The following is an 18663-nucleotide window of genomic DNA, read 5'->3' on the forward strand; positions in this document are numbered from 1 at the left end:
GGCCCGTCACCCGGACAGACCGGCCCACGTGTCCACGGCCGCGTCCCGGCCCCAGCCCGGCCGCTTCCCGGCGACGCGACGGCCCGTCAGGCCGCCGCCTCCGCCTCCCTGGCCCCCGCCGGGAGGCCCAGGTCTCGCAGCACCGCCAGCGCCGCCCGCCGCCCGGACACCAGCGCGCCCTGCACGGTGCTGGTGTCCCGGTGGTCCCCGGCGACGTACAGGCCGGCCAGCACCCGCACCGGGCGCCGCAGGTTGTGCGGCGGCGGCATCGCGGGCAGCGCGTCCGGGAGGTGCCGCACGCTCAGGAACTGCCAGCCGGCCGTCGAGGCGCCGTACAGCTCGGCGAGCCGCGCCCGGACGGCCGGTTCCAGCCCGGCCGGGCCGCCCGCGTCGAAGGCGCGCCGGCCGAGCACGGTGGTGGCGATCAGCGCCTGCCCGGCCGGTGCGTACGAGGGGTGCAGCTCGCTGAGCACCAGCGAGTGCGAGACCAGCGGCGGCTGCCCGCCCGGCCGGTCGCCGTCCAGCAGCAGGACGGCCTCGCCGAGCGGGGAGCGGTCGGCCGCGTGGTAGAAGGTCGTGACCGGGTGGAAGTCCGGCAGCCGCAGCCCGGGCAGCAGGTCGGCGGCGGAGCGGGCGTCGGTGGCCACGACCACGGCCTGGGCGTCGATCCGCCCGTGCGCGGCCGTCTCGACGCCGTCGGCGGAGATCGAGGTGACCCGCACCCCGGTGCGCACGGTGCCGGCGGGCAGCGACTCGGCCACCTGGGCCGGTACGGCCGCGATCCCGCCGGCGGGCAGACAGAGCCGTCCGCGCGCGTAGGAGCGCAGCACCAGGTCGGCGATCCGGCTGCTGGTGCCGAGCGCCGGATCGCCGAGCAGGGCGCTGAGCAGGGGGCGCAGGAAGCCGTCGACGGTGCGCGGGGCGAGCCCGTGGCCGGCCAGGGCGCGGGCGGCGGTGGTCTCCGGGCGGGACTGCAGCCGGGCGGCCGGGGTGGCGGCGAGGCGGCCGAGCCAGCTGCCGAGCCGGGCCTTGTCGAGCGGACTGCCGAGCGGGGCGCGGGTGGCGGCCTGCCGGGCGGTGGTGAGCTGCGGGTCGCCGGTGCGGTAGCGGCGGCCGGCGCTGTGCACGAGCACGCCGGGCGCGAGCGGGCGCAGTTCGAGGCGGTCGAGGTCGAGCGCCCGGCGCGGTTCCGGATAGGCGGTGTTGAGCAGGTGGCTGCCGTCGTCGAGCCGGAATCCGTCCAGTTCGCGGGTGGCCATCCGACCGCCGATCCGGTCGGTGGCCTCCAGGACCTGGACGGCGAGGCCGTGGCCGGCGAGCACGCGGGCGGCGGCCAGGCCCGCGAGTCCGGCACCGACCACGACGACGTCCGGGTCGGACGGTCGGCGGGCGCGGCGGGTGAAGTCGTACGTGGGCACTGGCGTGCTCCCTCCCAAGGGGTTCCGGGGCTCCGGCCGACGCGGGCGGCGAGGTGCCGGGCACGGTCCGACGATGTGATGCCCAGTCGATGTGAGCGTCAGACAGGCACACCGGGCCGGATCCGCGGGCCGGGAGGGGTTGCGCGACACCGGCCGGGGGCGCGGTCACGGACAGTGCGCCGTGGCGGCCGCCTGCCGGGGTCGGCGGGCGCGCACGGTCACCGGGGGCGTGCGACGCGCCCGCCGTGTGCTCCCGTGCGCCCCCTCCCGGAGCCCCGCCCGCCGTCCACCCGCCAGGCTCGGCATATGCCCCTGGCCAGGGCGAACGCCGTACCGGACGTACTCGTCCGACCCACCGGCAGCCGGCGTGCGCAGCCGTCCGACGCGCCCCACCCGGCGCGCGTCGGCGGAAGGGCGCCCCCGGTTCGAGCGACGGCCCCGGGAGCGCCGGGGAGCGCCCCCGCCGAGGCGCGCCCCCTCGGCGCCGAGCGCCCGTCAGAGCGCCGCCCGCACCACGGCGTCCACGTCCGGGTGCTCGAACCGGAACCCCGCGTCCAACAGCCGCCGCGGCACCACCCGGTGGCTGCCGACCACCTCGACCGCCAGCTCCCCGAGCACCGCCTTGAGCACCGCCTCCGGCACCGGGAACGGTGTCGGCCGCCCGAGCGCCCGGCCGAGCGTCGCGGTCAGCTCGGCGTTGGTGGCCGGCTCCGGCGCGGCGAGGTTGAAGGCGCCGGAGAGGTCCTCCCGGTCGATCAGGAACCGCAGCGCGGCGACCTCGTCGGCCAGCGAGATCAGGCTCCAGTACTGCTGCCCGTCGCCGAGCCGCCCGCCCAGGCCCAGCTTGAACAGCGGGAACAGCCGCTGGCCGGCGCCGCCGGCCGCGGACAGCACCATCCCGGTGCGCGGGTGGACGACCCGGATGCCGGCCCGCTCGGCCGGTCGCGCCGCGGCCTCCCACTCCACGCAGACCTCGGCCAGGAAGTCGTCGCCGGCCGGGGAGTCCTCGTCGATGACCCGGGCGCCCGTCTGCCCGTACCAGCCGACCGCCGAGGCGCTGACCAGGACGCGCGGCGGCTCCTTCAGCTCGGCCAGCGCGACGGCCAGCGTCTCGGTGCCGTAGACCCGGCTCTCCCGGATCTCGCGCTTGTACCGCTCCGTCCAGCGGCGGTCGCCGACCCCGGCGCCGGCCAGGTGCACCACCGCCTCGACCCCGGCCAGCCCGTCCCGCTCGACCTGGCCGAGCAGCGGGTTCCAGCCGATCGCGGTGCTGCCGTCCGGTTGCGGCCCGGTCCGGGAGCGGCGGCGGACCAGCCGCACCACCTCGTGACCGTCCGCCAGCAGCGAGCGGACCAGTGCCGAACCGATCAATCCCGTGGAGCCCGTGACAGCGATGCGCATGGGCCCATCCTCGCAGTCCTTAAACCAGTACGACGTCCGCACGCGCCTGAATAGGGTGACGCCCATGCCCGACGACGATCTGATCATCCGACCCGCCCGGCCCGAGGACGAGCGCGAGCTCGCCGCCCTCGACCGCGCCGCCTGGTCCACCCTCTCCGACGTCTCCCCGGCACCGCGCGAGACGGACACCGTCTTCGACGAGCGCCACCTGCCCGAGCAGTACCTGCTCGCCGTCCTGGCCGGCCGGATCGTCGGCTACGTCCGCCAGGTCCCGGCGACGCCGTTGGCCAGCAACGGGCACGTCCGCCAGATCCAGGGCCTGGCCGTGGACGCCGAGGTGCGCGGCCGGGGCCTCGGCCGCCGCCTGGTCGAGGCGGCCTGCGCGGCGGCGCGCGCCGAGGGCGCCCGCAAGCTGAGCCTGCGGGTGCTCGGCTGGAACGCCCCGGCCCGCCGGCTCTACGAGAGCTGCGGCTTCGTCGTCGAGGGCTCGCTCGCCGAGGAGTTCCTGATCGACGGCAGCTACGTGGACGACATCTGGATGGCCCGCCGCCTGACCGGCTGAGAGCCGCCCGCCCGGCACCGCCTGACGGTCCGTCAGTGACGCTGCCGCGGTGGTGCAGAGTCGTGACCCAACCGCGCTGTCTGCGGCGCACCGGGCCGGGTACCGTACGCCCGTGAGCAACTCGACGCCTCCCGGGTGGTACCCGGTCCCCGGTGCGGACGGCACCCCCGGTCTGGAGCGCTGGTGGGACGGCAACGCCTGGACCGGCGAGACCCGCCCGCTCCCGGACGGCGCCGCCCGGCTCGCGGACGCCCCGACCCAGGGCTGGCAGCCGCCCTCCCCACAGCCCGGCTACGGCTACGGCACCCCCCAACAGCCCGGCTACGGCTACCCGGGCGGCGCCCCGGCCCCGGCCCCCGGCTACGGCTACCCGGGCCAGGACGGCTACGGCTACCCCGGCCAGGACGGCTACGGCTACCCGGGCCAGGAGCTCCAGGGCGCCGGCTACGGCTACCCCGGCCCGGGTCACCCGCAGCAGCATCGCCCCGGCCGGACCAAGCCGGGCGTGATCGTCGCCATCTCCGTCGCCGTGCTCGCCGTCGGCGGGATCATCGCCGGCCTCGCGCTCAGCGGCGGCGGCGACGACACCCGGGCGGACCCGACCCCGAACCCCACGGCCACCACCCAGAGCACCGACCCCGGCCCCGGCCCGGCGCCGAAACCGACGCCGACGCCGAAGCCGAGCCCGCCCAAGCCGGCACCCGCGCTCAAGTCCACGGTCCCGGACCCGCAGCACTCGATCACCGTCCCGGTCTACGACGGCTGGGACGCGAACTCCGACTCCCCGCACTCCACCGTCTACCTCGGCACCGGCAGGTACACCTGCCCGACCGGCGGGGCTTGCATCCGCGGCCAGTTCTCGGTCGAGAAGGACGTCATCCAGGGCTCCTCGGCCAAGGCCGCCGCCGACGCCGCGATGCCCGCCTACGCCGAGCAGATCTTCACCGGGATCACCTCGCACACCGACGCCGGCTCCGACAACGTCAGCGTCGCCGGCGTGCGCGGCTACGCCGTCCGCTGGCACGTCCGGACCTCGGACGGCACCCAGGGCTACGTGCTGCTGGCCGCCGTCCAGGCCAAGGGCGGCGGCTACGTGGTCTTCGAGGGCGGCGTGGACGACGACCCGCAGGCGCCGGACCCGTCGGTGCTCGACCAGATCCTCAAGGGCGTCACCAAGGACGGCTCCGGCAGCGCCACCTGACGCGCCGACGCCCCGGCTCAGTACCCGTAGCGCTCCCACAGCTTGGGGAAGCGCTTCGCCATCACGTCCGGGTCCTCGAAGTCCAGCGCGGGCCCGGACGGCCGGGCCGGCTGCTGCCCGCCCACCTCGGGCAGCGGCAGGCCGGTGAGCCGCTCGTACGCCTCGTCGGCGGCGTAGCCGAGGTCCTCGGCCTCGCCGTCCTCCTCCTCGTCGAACTCGGGCAGCAGGTCCGCCAGGTCGTCCGGCTCGGCCAGCCCGCCCTCGAAGACCTCCCGGCCCTGGCCGATCAGCCAGCAGCGGAAGACGTCGAAGACCTCCTCGGACGCGCCGTCCAGCAGCAGGTGGGCGGCGCCCCACAGGTCGTTCCGGTAGGCGCGCTGGAACCGGGCCTCGAACAGCCGGGCGAAGTCGATCACATCGTCCGGAGTGAGCTGCACGAGCCGTTCCACCAGCAGGTCGGCCTGCTCGTCGGGATCGCCGTCGGCGCCGTCCCGGGTCTCGTCGATGATCTGCCAGAAGTCCGTCTCGTCCATCACCGCTCCAGCATCCCCGTTCGTCGGTCTCCGCGCATGCCACGACCCGGGCGGATGCCCGGGAACGGCGGAGCCCCGTGTCGTCCCGGGACGACACGGGGCTCCGCACGGCCGTCGTGTTCGACGGCCAATGGGCCTTACAGGCCGAGCTCGACCTCGAACTCGCCGGCCTCCAGGATCTCCTTGACCGCGACCAGGTAGCGGGCGGCGTCGGCGCCGTCCACCAGGCGGTGGTCGTAGGAGAGCGACAGGTAGGTCATGTCGCGGATGCCGATGGCGGTGCCGCCGTCGGCCTCGATGACGACCGGGCGCTTCACGGTGGCGCCGATGCCCAGGATGGCGACCTGGTTCGGCGGCACGATCACGGTGTCGAACAGCGCACCGCGCGAGCCGGTGTTGCTGATGGTGAAGGTGGCGCCGGACAGCTCGTCCGGGGTGATCTTGTTGCCGCGGACCTTGTCGGCCAGCTCGGCGGTCTTCTTCGAGATGCCGGCGATGTTGAGGTCGCCCGCACCCTTGATGACCGGGGTCATCAGACCCTTCTCCGAGTCCACCGCGATACCGATGTTCTCGGTGTCGAAGTAGGTGATGGTGCCCTCGGCCTCGTTGATCCGGGCGTTGATGACCGCGTGGGCCTTCAGCGCCTGGGCGGCGGCCTTGACGAAGAACGGCATCGGGGACAGCTTGACGCCCTCGCGGGCGAGGAAGGAGTCCTTGGCCTTGCCGCGCAGCGACATGATCTTGGTGACGTCCACCTCGACCACGCTGGTCAGCTGGGCCTGCTCGTGCAGGGCCTTCATCATGTTGTCGCCGATGACCTTGCGCATGCGGGTCATCTTGACCGTCTGGCCGCGCAGGGCGGACGGCGCGGCGGCGGCCTTCGGCGCGGCGGCCGGGGCGGCAGCGGCGACCGGGGCCGGGGCGGCCTTGGCGGCCTCCGCGGCGGCGATGACGTCCTGCTTGCGGATGCGGCCGCCGACGCCGGTGCCGGCGACGGAGGACAGCTCCACGCCGTGCTCGGCGGCGAGCTTGCGCACCAGCGGGGTGACGTAGGCGTCACCGGCGTCGGCCACCGGGGCGGCCGGGGCGACCGGAGCCGGGGCGGCAACGGGGGCCGGGGCAGCGACCGGAGCCGGAGCCGGAGCGGCGACCGGGGCAGCCGGGGCGGCGGCGACCGGGGCCGGAGCGGCCGGGGTGACCGGAGCCGGGGCGGCAACGGGGGCCGGGGCAGCGGCCGGAGCCGGGGCGGCAGCCGGGGCCGGGGCGGCGGCGACGGCACCGGCGGCACCGATCAGCGCGAGCTGGGCACCGACCTCGGCGGTCTCGTCCTCGCCGACCAGGATCTTCACCAGCGTGCCGGCGACCGGCGACGGGATCTCGGTGTCGACCTTGTCGGTGGAGACCTCGAGCAGCGGCTCGTCGACCTCGACCGTCTCACCCTCGGCCTTCAGCCAGCGGGTGACGGTGCCCTCGGTGACCGACTCGCCCAGCGCGGGCAGCAGCACCGGGGTGGCGTCGCCGGCCGGGGCGGCCGGAGCGGCGGCGGCCGGAGCGGCAGCCGGGGCCTCGGCGACCGGAGCCGGAGCGGCGACCGGGGCAGCCGGGGCGGCGGCGGGCGCGGCCTCGGCGGCCGGGGCGGCAGCGGCGACCGGAGCACCGGAGCCGTCGTCGATGATCGCCAGCTCGGCGCCGACCTCGACGGTCTCGTCCTCGCCGACCTTGATCGAGGCCAGGATGCCGGAAGCCGGGGCCGGGATCTCGGTGTCGACCTTGTCGGTCGAGACCTCGAGCAGCGGCTCGTCGACCTCGACACGCTCACCCTCGGCCTTCAGCCAGCGGGTGACGGTGCCCTCGGAAACGCTCTCGCCCAGCGCGGGCAGTGTTACTGAGACCGCCATGGTTTCAGCGACTCCTATCAAGTCTTGCGTACGGGAAGTACTGGAAAAGGGGGGTGGTGGGCGCGATCAGTCGTGCGCGTGCAGCGGCTTGCCGGCCAGCGCCAGGTGCGCCTCGCCCAGGGCCTCGGACTGGGTCGGGTGCGCGTGGATCAGCTGCGCGACCTCGGCCGGGAGGGCCTCCCAGTTGTAGATCAGCTGGGCTTCGCCGACCTGCTCGCCCATGCGGGCGCCGACCATGTGGACGCCGACCACGGCGCCGTCCTTGACCTGGACGAGCTTGATCTCGCCGGCGGTCTTCAGGATCTTGCTCTTGCCGTTGCCGGCCAGGTTGTACTTCAGGGTGACGACCTTCTCCTTGCCGTACAGCTCGACGGCCTTGGCCTCGGAGATGCCCACGGAGGCCACCTCGGGGTTGGAGTAGGTCACGCGCGGGACGCCGTCGTAGTCGATCGGCATCGGCTTGAGGCCGGCCAGGCGCTCGGCGACCAGGATGCCCTCGGCGAAGCCGACGTGGGCGAGCTGCAGGGTCGGGGCGAGGTCGCCGACGGCCGAGATGGTGGGCACGTTGGTGCGCATGTACTCGTCGACCAGGACGTAGCCGCGGTCCATCGCGACGCCGTTCTCCTCGTAGCCGAGGCCGGCCGAGACCGGGCCGCGGCCGATGGCGACGAGCAGCAGGTCGGCGTCGATCTGCTTGCCGTTCTCGGTGGAGACGCGGACACCGGTCTCGGTGTACTCGACGCCGGAGAAGCGGGCCTTCAGCTCGAACTTGATGCCGCGCTTGCGGAACGCGCGCTCCAGCAGCTTGGAGGAGTTCTCGTCCTCCAGCGGGACGAGGTGCGGCAGCGCCTCGACGATGGTGACCTCGACGCCGAAGGACTTCCAGACCGAGGCGAACTCGACGCCGATGACGCCGCCGCCCAGGATGACGGCCGACTTCGGGATCCGGTCGAGCTTGAGGGCGTGGTCCGAGGAGATCACGCGGTTGCCGTCGATCTCCAGGCCGGGGATCGAGCGCGGCACCGAACCGGTGGCCAGGACGATGTGGCGGCCTTCGATGCGCTGGCCGTTGACGTCCACCGAGGTCTGCGAGGAGAGCTTGCCCTCGCCCTGGACGAAGGTCACCTTGCGCGAGGCCACCAGGCCCTGCAGGCCCTTGTACAGGCCGGCGATGACGTCGTCCTTGTACTTGTGGACGCCGTTGATGTCGATGCCCTGGAAGGTGGCCAGCACGCCGAACTCGGCGGCCTCCTTCGTCTCGTCCGCGATCTCGGCGGCGTGCAGCAGGGCCTTGGTCGGGATGCAGCCGCGGTGCAGGCAGGTGCCGCCGAGCTCACCCTTCTCGACCAGGGCGACGCTCAGACCCAGCTGAGCGGCGCGGAGCGCCGCGGCGTAACCGCCGCTTCCGCCTCCGAGAATGACTACGTCGAAAACGGTGCTGGCGTCGTTCGCCACGTCACGTCCTCCATGCAATGGGGTGGGTCGCCGGGCCGGTCGCGGTCCGGTGGGTCGGAAGCCTTTGTGGGGCGCCCAGTCGTGCCGGAAATACATCTTCGCACTTGTTCGCGGTGGCTGATGTCCGGGTCTGCCCCGGAGGCGTCCCACAGAGTGGTCACCGGGGCGGTGACACCCCCCGGCGAAGGGCATCATCCCAGCTCAACGCGGTGTTGACAGCCGCCGGACGGGCGTCTTCCGCACCGCCCGCCGGGGGCTCTTCCGCACTGTGGAACAAAGTTTCGCCCGCAGCGAACAGGGGTGCGCGCCACATCCGCGTCCTACTCGCAGGTAACCCGCCGGAGAGCACGAAACGGGGCCCGGCGCGCAGTGCGCCGGGCCCCGTCGTGGAGCGCTACCGGATCAGGCCTTGCCGTTGGCGGCCGTCTGCTCGGCGAAGCGGACCAGGGTGCGCACCGCGCTCGCGGTGCCGCCCTTCGGGGTGTAGCCGTACGGCGCGCCCTCGTGGAACGCCGGGCCGGCGATGTCCAGGTGCGCCCAGTCGATGCCCTCGGCCACGAACTCCTTCAGGAACAGGCCGGCCACCAGGCCGCCGCCCATCCGCTCGCCCATGTTGGCCAGGTCGGCGATGGTCGAGTCGGTCATGCCCTTGCGCAGGTCGGCCGGCAGCGGCATCGGCCAGGACTGCTCGCCGACCTCGCCCGCCAGGGCGTGCAGGGTGTCGCGCAGCTCGTCGTCGTTGGCCATCACGCCGAAGGTGCGGTTGCCCAGGGCCAGCACCATGGCGCCGGTCAGGGTCGCCACGTCGACGATGACGTCCGGCTGCTCCTCGCCGGCCTTCACGATCGCGTCGGCCAGCACCAGGCGGCCCTCGGCGTCCGTGTTCAGCACCTCGACGGTCTTGCCGCCGTACATCCGCAGCACGTCGCCGGGGCGGGTGGCGGAGCCGGACGGCATGTTCTCGGCCAGCGCGAGCCAGGCGGTCACGTTGACGGTCAGGCCCAGGCGCTTGGCGGCGACCACGGCGGCGAACACGGCGGCGGCGCCGGCCATGTCGCACTTCATGGTCTCGTTGTGGCCGGCCGGCTTCAGCGAGATGCCGCCCGAGTCGTAGGTGATGCCCTTGCCGACGAAGGCCAGCGTGGCCTTCGCCTTCGGGTGGGTGTAGGCCACCTTCACCAGCCGCGGCGGGTTGACCGAGCCGGTGCCGACGCCCAGCAGGCCGCCGAAGCCGCCCTTGGTCAGCGCCTTCTCGTCCAGCACCTCGACCTTGAGGCCGTGCTCCTTGCCGGCCGCCTGGGCGATCGCGGCGAAGCTCTTCGGGTTCAGGTCGTTCGGCGCGGTGTTGACCAGGTCGCGGGCGCGGTTCATCTCCTCGCCGAGCGCGGTGGCGCGCTCGACGGCCGCCTTGGCGTCCTTGCTGCCCTTGCGGGCGGTCAGCAGGACCAGCTCGCCGACCGGCTCCTTGCCGTTGCCCTCGCCCTTGTAGGCGCCGAAGGCGTACGAGCCGAGCAGACCGCCCAGCGCCAGCGCCTCGATCTCCTCGGCGGACTCGGCCGGCAGGGCCAGCGCGGCCTTCTTGGTGCCGGCCAGGGTGCGGGCGGCGACACCGGCGGCGCGGCGCAGCGCCTCCAGCTCGTAACCGGTCTCGGCGGCCTCGCCGAGGCCGACCGCGAGCACGAGCGCGGCCTTCAGGCCGGCGGCGGAGGGCACCTTGACGGTCTCGCCCTCGGCGCCGGTGGCGCCCAGGGTGCCGAGGACCTCGGCCAGCTTGCCCTCGAACGCCTCGTTCACGGCCTCGGCGCCCGGGGCCAGCACGATGCCCTTGGGGCCCTTGGCGACACCGACCACCAGGGCGTCCGCGCGCAGTGAGGCGGCGGAGGAGGTGCTCACAGACAATGCAGTCACGTAATGCGTCCTGTTCTTTCGCGGTCCACGGCCGGTCGCGGCGAGGCTGCCGCACCGGCGCAGCCCGCCGTCGCAGGCCGGTCCGCCGGCGCGCCTCCGGGTCCGGGCCCCCTGGCGCGCGCGTCCGCCGTCGCGGCCGCGCACACCAGAGGCCCCGGCTCCGCGGTACGGGCCGGACGGGCAGGACCTGCCACGGTGCAGGGCTGCGGTGCTCCACGCATGGTAGTCCGCATGGTGGGATCACGCGCCGCCCGGTGTCAGCCGAGCAACGCCAAGGCGAACAGGGTGCCCGTCGCGGCCGTCTCCGCCATCGCGCCGAGCACGTCCCCGGTGATTCCGCCGAGGCGCCGGACACACCGGCTGAGCAGCAGTCGGGCACCGCCGACGCCGAGCGCAACGGCCGCGGGCAGGCGCAGGGCTGACCATCCGTCGAACAGTCCGAGCAGCGCCAGGGCCAGGGCCGTGCCGCCGGTCGCGGCGAGCGCCGCGGCCGGGGTCACCGTGCTCGCCACCATCGCGCCGAGCCCGCCCGGCCGGGCGGCCGGCACCGACCGCAGGCAGCCCCAGGCGAGCGCGCAGCGGGCGGCGGCCGCCGAGGCCAGCACGGCGAGCGCGCCGCGCAGCGTCGAGTGCCCGAACTGCCCGGCCAGCGCGGCGACCTGGGCCAGCAGCACCAGCAGCAGGGTCAGCACGCCGAACGGTCCGATGTCGGACTGCTTCATGATCCGCAGGGCGTCCTCGGCCGGCTTGCCGCTGCCCAGCCCGTCCGCGACGTCCGCGAGGCCGTCCAGGTGCAGCCCCCGGGTCAGCGCGGCGAGCACGCCGACCGCGGCCACCGCGCCGAGCGGTCCGCCGGCCCGCCAGGCGGTGAACGCCCCGGCGCCGGCCGCGATCGCGCCCAGCGCCAGCCCCACCAGCGGCGCCGCCGCCATCGCCCGGGCGCCCGCCGCGCGGTCCCAGCGGTCGACCCGTACCCGCAGCACCGACAGCGTCCCGAACGCGAACCGCAACCCCTCGGCCCAGTCGGCCCGTTCCCGCTCGTCCGGCATCGGCCCTGTTCCTCCTACGTGTGCAACGAGAAACCCCGCGCCCGTTGAGCGGGCGCGGGGAAGGCCGGAGCCCGTTCCCGAAGTCGGGCCGATGGCGCGGCAGTCGGGTGGGTCGTGGCTACAGCCGCCGGAGCAGGTCCGCCGCGGAGGGCAGTTGCGGCTGCGGCTTCGGCTCCTTCGGCGCCCGCGGCGCGTACGGCTCCGGCGCCTCGTCCGCCAGGGTGTCCCCGGCGGCCTGCAGCAGCGGCAGCGCCAGCAACGCGCCGACGCCCTCGCCCATGGTGATGCCCTGGTCCTGCAGCGGGGTCAGGGTCAGCCGGTCGTACGCCTTGGCCTGCGCGGGCTCACCGCTGGGCTGCCCGGCCCGCCACCACTCCGGCGCCCGGAAGGCGATCCGCTGGGCGACCAGCGCGCAGGCGGCCGAGACGACGCCGTCCAGCACCACCGGCAGGCGGCGGGCGGCGGCCTGCAGCAGGAAGCCGGTGATGGCGGCGAAGTCGGCGCCGCCGGTGGTGCCGAGCAGCGCCAGCTGGTCGCCGAGCACCGGACGGGCCCGCCGCAGCGCGTCGCGGATGGTGGCGCACTTGACCATCCACACCCGGTCGTCGATGCCGGAGCCGCGCCCGCACACCGCGGCCGCGTCCGTCCCGCACAGCGCGCCGACCAGCACGCCGGCCACCGTGGTGGAGCCGACCCCGAGGTCGCCGAGCAGCACCAGGTCGGTGCCGGCGTCGGCCTCCTCGTCGGCGACGGCCATGCCGGCCCGGAACGCCCGGACGGTCTCCGCGGGGGTGAGCGCGTCCTCGACGTCGATCCGGCCGGAGCCGCGGCGGACGCGGTGCGCGGTCACCTCCTCCGGGAAGTCGGCGGGGTCGGCGTCGACCGCGACGTCGACCACCCGCACCTCGGCGCCGTAGCGCGCGGCCAGCCGGGCGACCGGCGCGCTGCCGTCCAGCACCGCCCGTACCCGTGCCGCGGTGCCGCCCTCGGCGGGCAGCCGGGAGACCCCGAGCGATGCCACGCCGTGGTCACCGGCGAACAGCACCACCTTGGGGGCCGTCACCGGCCGCACCGGGGAGCGCCCCTGCACGGACGACAGCCAGCTGCCCAGCTCCTCCAGCTTCCCGAGCCCGCCGCGCGGCCGGTCGGCCGCCTGCCAGCGTTCGTCGGCGGCCCGCCGGGCGCTCTCGTCGGGGCGCTCGACGAGCGAGGAGAACGTATCGAGATCCACGGTCGTGTCCATCGGTCGGAAGGCTACACGCCACAGGTATTCGGGCTCGGCTTGACCGTCAGAACCTGCCCCGCGACGACCAGCAGCACGCGCTCCGAGGCGTCCGCGACGGCCATGTTGAGCCGGCCCAGGGTGTCCCGGAAGCGCCGCCCGGCGGCGGTCGCCGGGACGACGCCCATGCCGACCTCGTTGCTGACCGCCACCACCGTGCGCCCGGTGGCCGCCCAGGCCCGGGCCAGCGACTCGCAGCGCCGCTGCACCGCCGCCTCGCCGCCGTCCGCCCACACCCCGTCGTCCCAGGCGCCGCACTCGTCCATGACGGCGGTGAGCCACAGAGCCAGGCAGTCGACCAGCACCGGCGCCGGGTCGGCGGTGTCGGCGAGGACGGCCTCCAGCTCGCAGGTCTCCGCGGTGCGCCAGCTCGCCGGCCGCCGCTCCCGGTGCAGGGCGACCCGCTGGGCCCACTCGGCGTCGCCGTCCCGGGTGCCGCCGGTGGCCACGTACAGGACATCGGGGTGCTCGGCCAGCAGCTGCTCGGCGCGGGTGGACTTGCCGGACCGGGCACCGCCGAGCAGCAGCGTGCGGGGGAGCGGGAGATGCGTCGCCATGGCGTCCATCCTGCCCGACCAGGCATACGGAAGATCCGGGCGGGCAGGCTATGGTGCGCAGCACACGCGGCAGTGCACAGGGCAACGCGGCGTCAGGGGCGAAGGAGCCGACATGGTCTGGACGTGGCGGTACGAGAAGGCGGACGGCAGTGTGGTGGCGCCGGCCGGCGGCCAGGAGGAGTTCGCCGGTCAGGGCGACGCCGAGACCTGGATCGGGGAGACCTGGAAGCAGCTCGCGGAGGACGGCGTGGACAACGCCGTGCTGCTGGAGGACGACCGGGTCGTCTACTCGATGAGCCTGCACGAGGCCTGAGCCCTACTTGGCTCCGACCACGTGCAGCAGCGCCGCGACCTGCCGGTACGGGTCGGTGCGGGCGGCCCGGTCCTCGGCCTCGAGCAGCTGGGCCAGCTGCCGCCCGTCCACCGGCGGCGCGGCGTCGTCGGGCGCGTTGTCGGTGAAGACGCGGACGCCGTACCAGTGCCGCAGCGGCACCGACACCTCGGAGAGGGTCACGGTGAGGTCGGCGAGCCGGTCGGCGCGGGCGGCCAGCCCGAGCCGGTTGTAGTACCGGTCGCTCTCGAAGGCGTGCAGGGCGGCCCGCCAGTCCCCGGCGGCGGCGGGCCGCAGCGCGAGCGCGTCGCGGTTGCGGACCAGCAGCGAGAGCAGCCCGCCGGGAGCCAGCAGCCGGGCCAGCGAGGCGATCATCGGGTCCGGGTCGGGCAGGTACATCAGGACGCCGTGGCAGAGCACCACGTCGAAGCTGCGCGGGCCGAACCAGCGTCCGCACTGGTGGCCGTCGCCGCTGAGCAGCTGCAGCCGGCCGCGCACCTCGGGCGGCTCCTCGGCGAGCGCGCCCTGGGCGACGCCGAGGGCGACCGGGTCGGAGTCGATGCCGGTGACGTAGTGGCCGGCCCGGGCCAGCCGGAGCGCCTGGGTGCCCTGGCCGCAGCCGATGTCGAGGACGCGCTGGGCGTGCCGTCCGGCCAGCTGTTCGGCGAGCTGCCGGGCGACCAGCTCCTGGCGGACGAAGTTGCGCAGTCCGCCGAGCCGCTCCAGCCAGGCGCCGGTGCCGCCGGCGAAGGAGCCGCTGCGGGAGGGCAGCCGGCGCTCCTGGCCGATCCGGTCGTGGCCGCCGTCGCCCTGCCCGGGGAGCGTGCCGCCCTGCCCGGGAACGGCGTAGAGGCCGGGCCCCTCCCAGTGCGGCGGGGCCCAGCCGGAGTCCACCGGTTCGGCGGTCAGGGCTTCTCCCCGCGCCCCACCTGCGGCTTGGGCAGGCGCAGGCGGCGCATCTGCAGGGTGCGCATGATGCCGTAGGCGACCACGCCGCGGGTGTTCTCGTTCGGGAAGCGCTCGGCGAGCTGCTTGCGCAGGCCGAAGCCGAGGCGGACGAAGTCCAGGATCACGAACACGAAGAACAGCAGGAACAGCAGCGTGGACAGCAGCTGCACGTTGGAGATCTTGATGATGCTCATCACCAGGATGACCACGGCGGCCGGCAGGAAGAACTCGGCGAGCGACCAGCGGGCGTCCACGTAGTCGCGGGCGAACTTGCGCACCGGGCCCTTGTCGCGGGCCGGCAGGTGGCGCTCGTCGCCGTCCATCAGGGCCTGGCGCTGCTTCTCGCGCTCGACGCGCATCCGCTCGCGGGCCTGCTTGGCGGCCTCCTTGCGGTCCTTGGGCACCGTCACCCGGGTGCGGCGGCTGGCCTCGGCCTCGCTGCGCTTGGGGGTGGGGCGGCCCTTCTTGGCCTCCGGGTGGCGGGACTGCGGCGTCTCGTCCTGCTTCTCCAGCACGGAGGAGGAGGCGGCGGCATCATCTGAACGGCGTCGGAACACAACACCAGCGTACGGGGTGCGGAGGAGCTTCCACCGGTCCCCTCGGATCCGAACCCGTATCGATATCCGGCTCCGCGGCCGCGGCGGGGTTTCCCGGCCCCTTCCCGTAGGGGATCAGTCGGATGGACGATGGGGGGGATGAGCGGCAGATCCACCCGGGGGATGAGGAACTGCCGTCGATGCCTGTAGCAGTCTTGTTGCAGGCAGGTGCACTGCGGCGACGGGCTCGCTGCACATACACTCGTCGTGTCTGGTAACGAGATTTAATACCGCAGGCCGGAGAAGGGGGCACCCGAGGCCCATGAGCGACGGAATCATGAAGCGTATGGGGCTGATCTTCCGCTCCAAGGCGAACAAGGCCTTGGACCGGGCGGAAGACCCGCGTGAGACGCTCGACTACTCCTACCAGAAGCAGCTCGAGCTGCTGCAGAAGGTACGGCGTGGCGTCGCGGACGTCGCGACCTCGCGCAAGCGCCTGGAACTCCAGCTGACCCAGCTCCAGCAGCAGTCGGCGAAGTACGAGGACCAGGGCCGCAAGGCGCTCTCCCTCGGCCGTGAGGACCTGGCCCGCGAGGCGTTGACCCGCAAGGCCAACATGCAGTCCCAGATCAACGACCTGGAGACGCAGTACCAGCAGCTGCAGGCCGAGGAGGAGAAGCTCACGCTCGCCTCCCAGCGGCTGCAGGCCAAGGTGGACGCCTTCCGCACCAAGAAGGAGACCATCAAGGCGACCTACACGGCCGCCCAGGCGCAGACCCGGATCGCCGAGTCCTTCTCGGGCATCTCCGAGGAGATGGGCGACGTCGGCCTGGCCATCCAGCGGGCCGAGGACAAGACCGCCCAGATGCAGGCCCGGGCGGGCGCGATCGACGAGCTGCTGGCCTCCGGCGCGCTCGACGACGCCAGCGGTCTCGGCCGCAAGGACGACATCGAGGCGGAGCTGGAGCGCGTCGCCGGCGGCTCCGACGTCGAGCTGGAGCTGGCCCGGATGAAGGCCGAGCTGGGCGGCGGCCCGTCCTCCGGCCCGGCCGCGATCGAGCAGGGCAAGCCCCAGCAGGCGCCGCAGGACGCGCACCCGCAGGACACCCCGCGGATCAACTACAACAAGGGCTGAGCCCCACCCCACGGACCAGGGAGACGCACGGCATGATCATGAGGGTCATGGGCGAGGGGCAGTTCGAGGTGGGGGAGGACCACCTCAACCTGCTCAACCAGCTCGACGCCGACCTCGTCACGGCGGTGGAGTCGGGCGACGAGGAGCTGTTCCGGCAGGCCTACGGCAAGCTGCTGGGCGCGGTGAAGCAGTACGGCACCCCGGTGCCGCTGGATTCGCTGGAGCCGTCCGAGCTGATCCTGCCGAGCGCGGACGCGACCATCGAAGAGGTCCGCGAGCTGCTGATGGCCGACGGCGAGGGTGTGATCCCGGGCTTCCCGGAGTAGCACCCCGGCTCGCTGCCAGACGAACGGGCGGGCCCCCTCCCACGCGGAGGGGGCCCGCCCGTTCGCCGTTGCTCGCCCGCTCGCCTGCTCGGCCTCCGGGCGTTCGCGCCTACGGCAGGGCGAGCATCCGGTCCAGCGCCGCCTTGGCGTACTTCTCGGTCTCCGGGTCGACGGTGATCACGTTCGGCACCCGGCCCTCGACCAGCGACTCCAGCGCCCAGACCAGGTGCGGCAGGTCGATCCGGTTCATGGTCGAGCAGAAGCAGACCGTGCGGTCGAGGAAGACGATCTCCTTGTCCGGGTGCGCCTTGGCCAGGCGGCGGACGAGGTTCAGCTCGGTGCCGATGGCCCACTTGGAGCCGGGCTCGGCGGCGTCGAGGGCCTTGATGATGTACTCGGTCGAGCCCACCATGTCGGCGGCCGCGACGACCTCGTGCTTGCACTCGGGGTGCACCAGGACGGTCACGCCGGGGATGCGCTCGCGGACGTCGTTCACCGAGTCCAGGCTGAACCGGCCGTGCACCGAGCAGTGGCCGCGCCAGAGGATCATCTTGGCGTCCCGCAGCTGCTCGGCGGTCAGGCCGCCGCCCGGCTTGTGCGGGTTGTAGACCACGCAGTCGTCGAGCGAGAGGCCCAGGTCGCGCACGGCGGTGTTGCGGCCGAGGTGCTGGTCGGGCAGGAAGAGCACCTTCTGGCCCTGCTCGAACGCCCACTCCAGGGCGCGCTGGGCGTTGGAGGAGGTGCAGATGGTGCCGCCGTGCCGGCCGGTGAAGGCCTTGATGTCGGCGGAGGAGTTCATGTACGAGACCGGGACGGTGACGTCGGCTATGCCGGCGTCGGTCAGCACGTCCCAGCACTCGGCGACCTGCTCGGCGGTGGCCATGTCGGCCATCGAGCAGCCGGCCGCGAGGTCCGGCAGGACGACCTGCTGCTTCTCGCTGGTGAGGATGTCCGCGGACTCGGCCATGAAGTGCACGCCGCAGAAGACGATGAACTCGGCCTCGGGGCGGGCCGCCGCGTCGCGCGCGAGCTTGAAGGAGTCGCCGGTGACGTCGGCGAACTCGATCACCTCGTCGCGCTGGTAGTGGTGGCCGAGGACGAAGACGCGCTCGCCGAGCGCGGCCTTGGCCGCCCGGGCGCGCTCGACGAGGTTCGGGTCCGAGGCCGGGGGGAGGTCACCGGGGCACTCGACGCCGCGCTCGCTGTTCGGGTCGGCCTCCCGGCCGAGCAGGAGCAGGGCGAGCGGCGTCGGGGTGGGGTCTACGCCGTGGGGCTCGGTGATGGTGGTGGTCACGGGCGGGTGCCCTTCTGTGCGGCCGATCTAGCGGTGGGGCCTTTTCGTCTAACTGACGCTATCTATTCTAACCGCTTAGCGTCAGAGTGACGATGGCCATCCTGTCGATGTGACGAGAACCGCTCTCGTCCCCGTGTCCCGTCCCGGTTCCGTCCGACCGGTGAGCCGGACGTCGCCCGACCGTCATCTGCCAGCGGTGGACTCGCTCCTGGCATCCGCCAGAATGGGTGGCGAACCGTTTCGGCAGTGCCGCCCGCAGCCGCGACGCCCCGCCGACCCCCCCGCACGACCCGTGGAGCCCCGCACCGATGACCAGCAGCCGAGCGCACGAGGTGGTCGGGGCCGACCTGGACGAGACCGACCGGCTCCTGCTCGCCCGGCTCGGCAGCGACGGCCGCGCCTCGTACGCCGAGATCGGCCTGCAGGTGAACCTCTCCGCCACCGCCGTGCGCCGGCGGATCGACCGGCTGCGCGCCCGCGGCGTGGTCCGGGGCTTCACCGTGGTGCTCGACCCGGCCGTGCTCGGCTGGCAGACCGAGGCCTTCGTCGAGGTCTACTGCCGCGAGCGCACCGCCCCCGAGGAGATCCTGGCCAGCCTGCGCCAGTTCCCCGAGGTCGTCGCCGCCTGGACGGTCACCGGCGACCCGGACGCCCTGGTGCACCTGCGGGCGGCCGACATGCGCCACCTGGAAGCCGTCATCGAGCGCATCCGGCGCGAGCCCGGCGTGCAGCGCAGCCGCTCCTCCGTGGTCCTCTCCCAGCTGATCGGGTGACCCGTCCGGCCCACGCAGGAATCCTGCGCGGACCCGCCCGAAGACGCCCGAAACCT

General features: G+C 74.0%; 17 protein-coding genes and 1 pseudogene. 6 read left to right on the top strand and 12 right to left on the bottom strand.

The window, feature by feature from the left end; all coding sequences use genetic code 11:
- Window positions 1-86 precede the first annotated feature (86 nt).
- Both AB2U05_RS24180 and AB2U05_RS24185 read right to left on the bottom strand, forming a co-directional pair.
- Window positions 87-1418 (bottom strand): NAD(P)/FAD-dependent oxidoreductase, encoded by a 1332-nt coding sequence (locus AB2U05_RS24180; protein WP_369184245.1) that lies wholly within the window; start codon window positions 1416-1418, stop codon window positions 87-89.
- 495 nt (window positions 1419-1913) lie between these two features.
- Window positions 1914-2819 carry a TIGR01777 family oxidoreductase gene (locus tag AB2U05_RS24185; RefSeq protein WP_369184246.1) on the bottom strand — a complete coding sequence of 302 codons (906 nt, stop codon included), beginning with the start codon at window positions 2817-2819 and terminating at the stop codon, window positions 1914-1916.
- 64 nt (window positions 2820-2883) lie between these two features.
- Between AB2U05_RS24185 and AB2U05_RS24190 the strand changes: the two genes are divergently transcribed.
- On the top strand, window positions 2884-3381 hold the full coding sequence (locus AB2U05_RS24190) for an N-acetyltransferase family protein (protein WP_369184247.1): 498 nt from the start codon (window positions 2884-2886) through the stop codon (window positions 3379-3381).
- A 112-nt stretch (window positions 3382-3493) separates the two neighbouring features.
- Window positions 3494-4582 (top strand): DUF2510 domain-containing protein, encoded by a 1089-nt coding sequence (locus AB2U05_RS24195; RefSeq protein WP_369184248.1) that lies wholly within the window; start codon window positions 3494-3496, stop codon window positions 4580-4582.
- A 17-nt stretch (window positions 4583-4599) separates the two neighbouring features.
- Here the strand turns inward: AB2U05_RS24195 and AB2U05_RS24200 are convergent, their stop codons facing one another.
- From AB2U05_RS24200 to cobU, 7 genes and pseudogenes are all read right to left on the bottom strand, one after another.
- A complete protein-coding gene (locus AB2U05_RS24200; RefSeq protein WP_045692199.1) occupies window positions 4600-5115 on the bottom strand; it encodes a DUF4240 domain-containing protein in 516 nt (171 codons plus the stop codon).
- Between the two features lie 137 nt (window positions 5116-5252).
- Window positions 5253-7013 (bottom strand): 2-oxoglutarate dehydrogenase, E2 component, dihydrolipoamide succinyltransferase, encoded by a 1761-nt coding sequence (gene sucB / locus AB2U05_RS24205; RefSeq protein WP_369184249.1) that lies wholly within the window; start codon window positions 7011-7013, stop codon window positions 5253-5255.
- 66 nt (window positions 7014-7079) lie between these two features.
- Window positions 7080-8486 carry a dihydrolipoyl dehydrogenase gene (gene lpdA / locus AB2U05_RS24210; RefSeq protein WP_107072827.1) on the bottom strand — a complete coding sequence of 469 codons (1407 nt, stop codon included), beginning with the start codon at window positions 8484-8486 and terminating at the stop codon, window positions 7080-7082.
- A 384-nt stretch (window positions 8487-8870) separates the two neighbouring features.
- Window positions 8871-10376: a leucyl aminopeptidase gene (locus tag AB2U05_RS24215; protein WP_369184250.1), complete on the bottom strand. Its 1506-nt coding sequence runs from the start codon at window positions 10374-10376 to the stop codon at window positions 8871-8873.
- 257 nt (window positions 10377-10633) lie between these two features.
- Window positions 10634-11425 (bottom strand): adenosylcobinamide-GDP ribazoletransferase, encoded by a 792-nt coding sequence (locus AB2U05_RS24220; RefSeq protein WP_045692195.1) that lies wholly within the window; start codon window positions 11423-11425, stop codon window positions 10634-10636.
- A gap of 118 nt (window positions 11426-11543) precedes the next feature.
- Window positions 11544-12668, bottom strand: coding sequence for a nicotinate-nucleotide--dimethylbenzimidazole phosphoribosyltransferase (locus AB2U05_RS24225; protein WP_045692194.1), 1125 nt, complete (start codon window positions 12666-12668; stop codon window positions 11544-11546).
- Between the two features lie 11 nt (window positions 12669-12679).
- Window positions 12680-13249 (bottom strand): annotated as a pseudogene (cobU, locus tag AB2U05_RS24230) (bifunctional adenosylcobinamide kinase/adenosylcobinamide-phosphate guanylyltransferase); the annotation flags it as partial.
- A 127-nt stretch (window positions 13250-13376) separates the two neighbouring features.
- On the opposite strand from cobU, the gene AB2U05_RS24235 reads away from it, so the two are divergent.
- Window positions 13377-13577, top strand: a complete 201-nt coding sequence (locus AB2U05_RS24235; protein WP_045692193.1) for a hypothetical protein — start codon at window positions 13377-13379, stop codon at window positions 13575-13577.
- Window positions 13578-13580: 3 nt separating this feature from the next.
- On the opposite strand, the gene AB2U05_RS24240 is transcribed toward AB2U05_RS24235, so the two are convergent.
- Together AB2U05_RS24240 and AB2U05_RS24245 are read right to left on the bottom strand one after the other, a co-directional pair.
- Window positions 13581-14321 carry a methyltransferase domain-containing protein gene (locus tag AB2U05_RS24240; RefSeq protein WP_244178585.1) on the bottom strand — a complete coding sequence of 247 codons (741 nt, stop codon included), beginning with the start codon at window positions 14319-14321 and terminating at the stop codon, window positions 13581-13583.
- Between the two features lie 179 nt (window positions 14322-14500).
- Window positions 14501-15100 carry a DUF3043 domain-containing protein gene (locus AB2U05_RS24245; protein ID WP_063773433.1) on the bottom strand — a complete coding sequence of 200 codons (600 nt, stop codon included), beginning with the start codon at window positions 15098-15100 and terminating at the stop codon, window positions 14501-14503.
- 301 nt (window positions 15101-15401) lie between these two features.
- Between AB2U05_RS24245 and AB2U05_RS24250 the strand changes: the two genes are divergently transcribed.
- Entirely contained in the window at window positions 15402-16214 is an 813-nt protein-coding gene (locus AB2U05_RS24250; RefSeq protein ID WP_078859513.1) for a PspA/IM30 family protein, read from the top strand.
- A gap of 32 nt (window positions 16215-16246) precedes the next feature.
- A complete protein-coding gene (locus AB2U05_RS24255; RefSeq protein WP_045692191.1) occupies window positions 16247-16540 on the top strand; it encodes a hypothetical protein in 294 nt (97 codons plus the stop codon).
- A gap of 109 nt (window positions 16541-16649) precedes the next feature.
- On the opposite strand, the gene nadA is transcribed toward AB2U05_RS24255, so the two are convergent.
- Window positions 16650-17834, bottom strand: a complete 1185-nt coding sequence (nadA, locus tag AB2U05_RS24260) for a quinolinate synthase NadA (RefSeq protein ID WP_045692190.1) — start codon at window positions 17832-17834, stop codon at window positions 16650-16652.
- 308 nt (window positions 17835-18142) lie between these two features.
- On the opposite strand from nadA, the gene AB2U05_RS24265 reads away from it, so the two are divergent.
- Window positions 18143-18607, top strand: a complete 465-nt coding sequence (locus tag AB2U05_RS24265; protein ID WP_045692189.1) for an Lrp/AsnC family transcriptional regulator — start codon at window positions 18143-18145, stop codon at window positions 18605-18607.
- Window positions 18608-18663 lie beyond the last annotated feature (56 nt).

It is taken from the genome of Streptomyces sp. Y1 (assembly GCF_041053115.1).
In the GTDB taxonomy this organism is placed as follows: Bacteria; Actinomycetota; Actinomycetes; order Streptomycetales; family Streptomycetaceae; genus Kitasatospora; species Kitasatospora rubellomurina.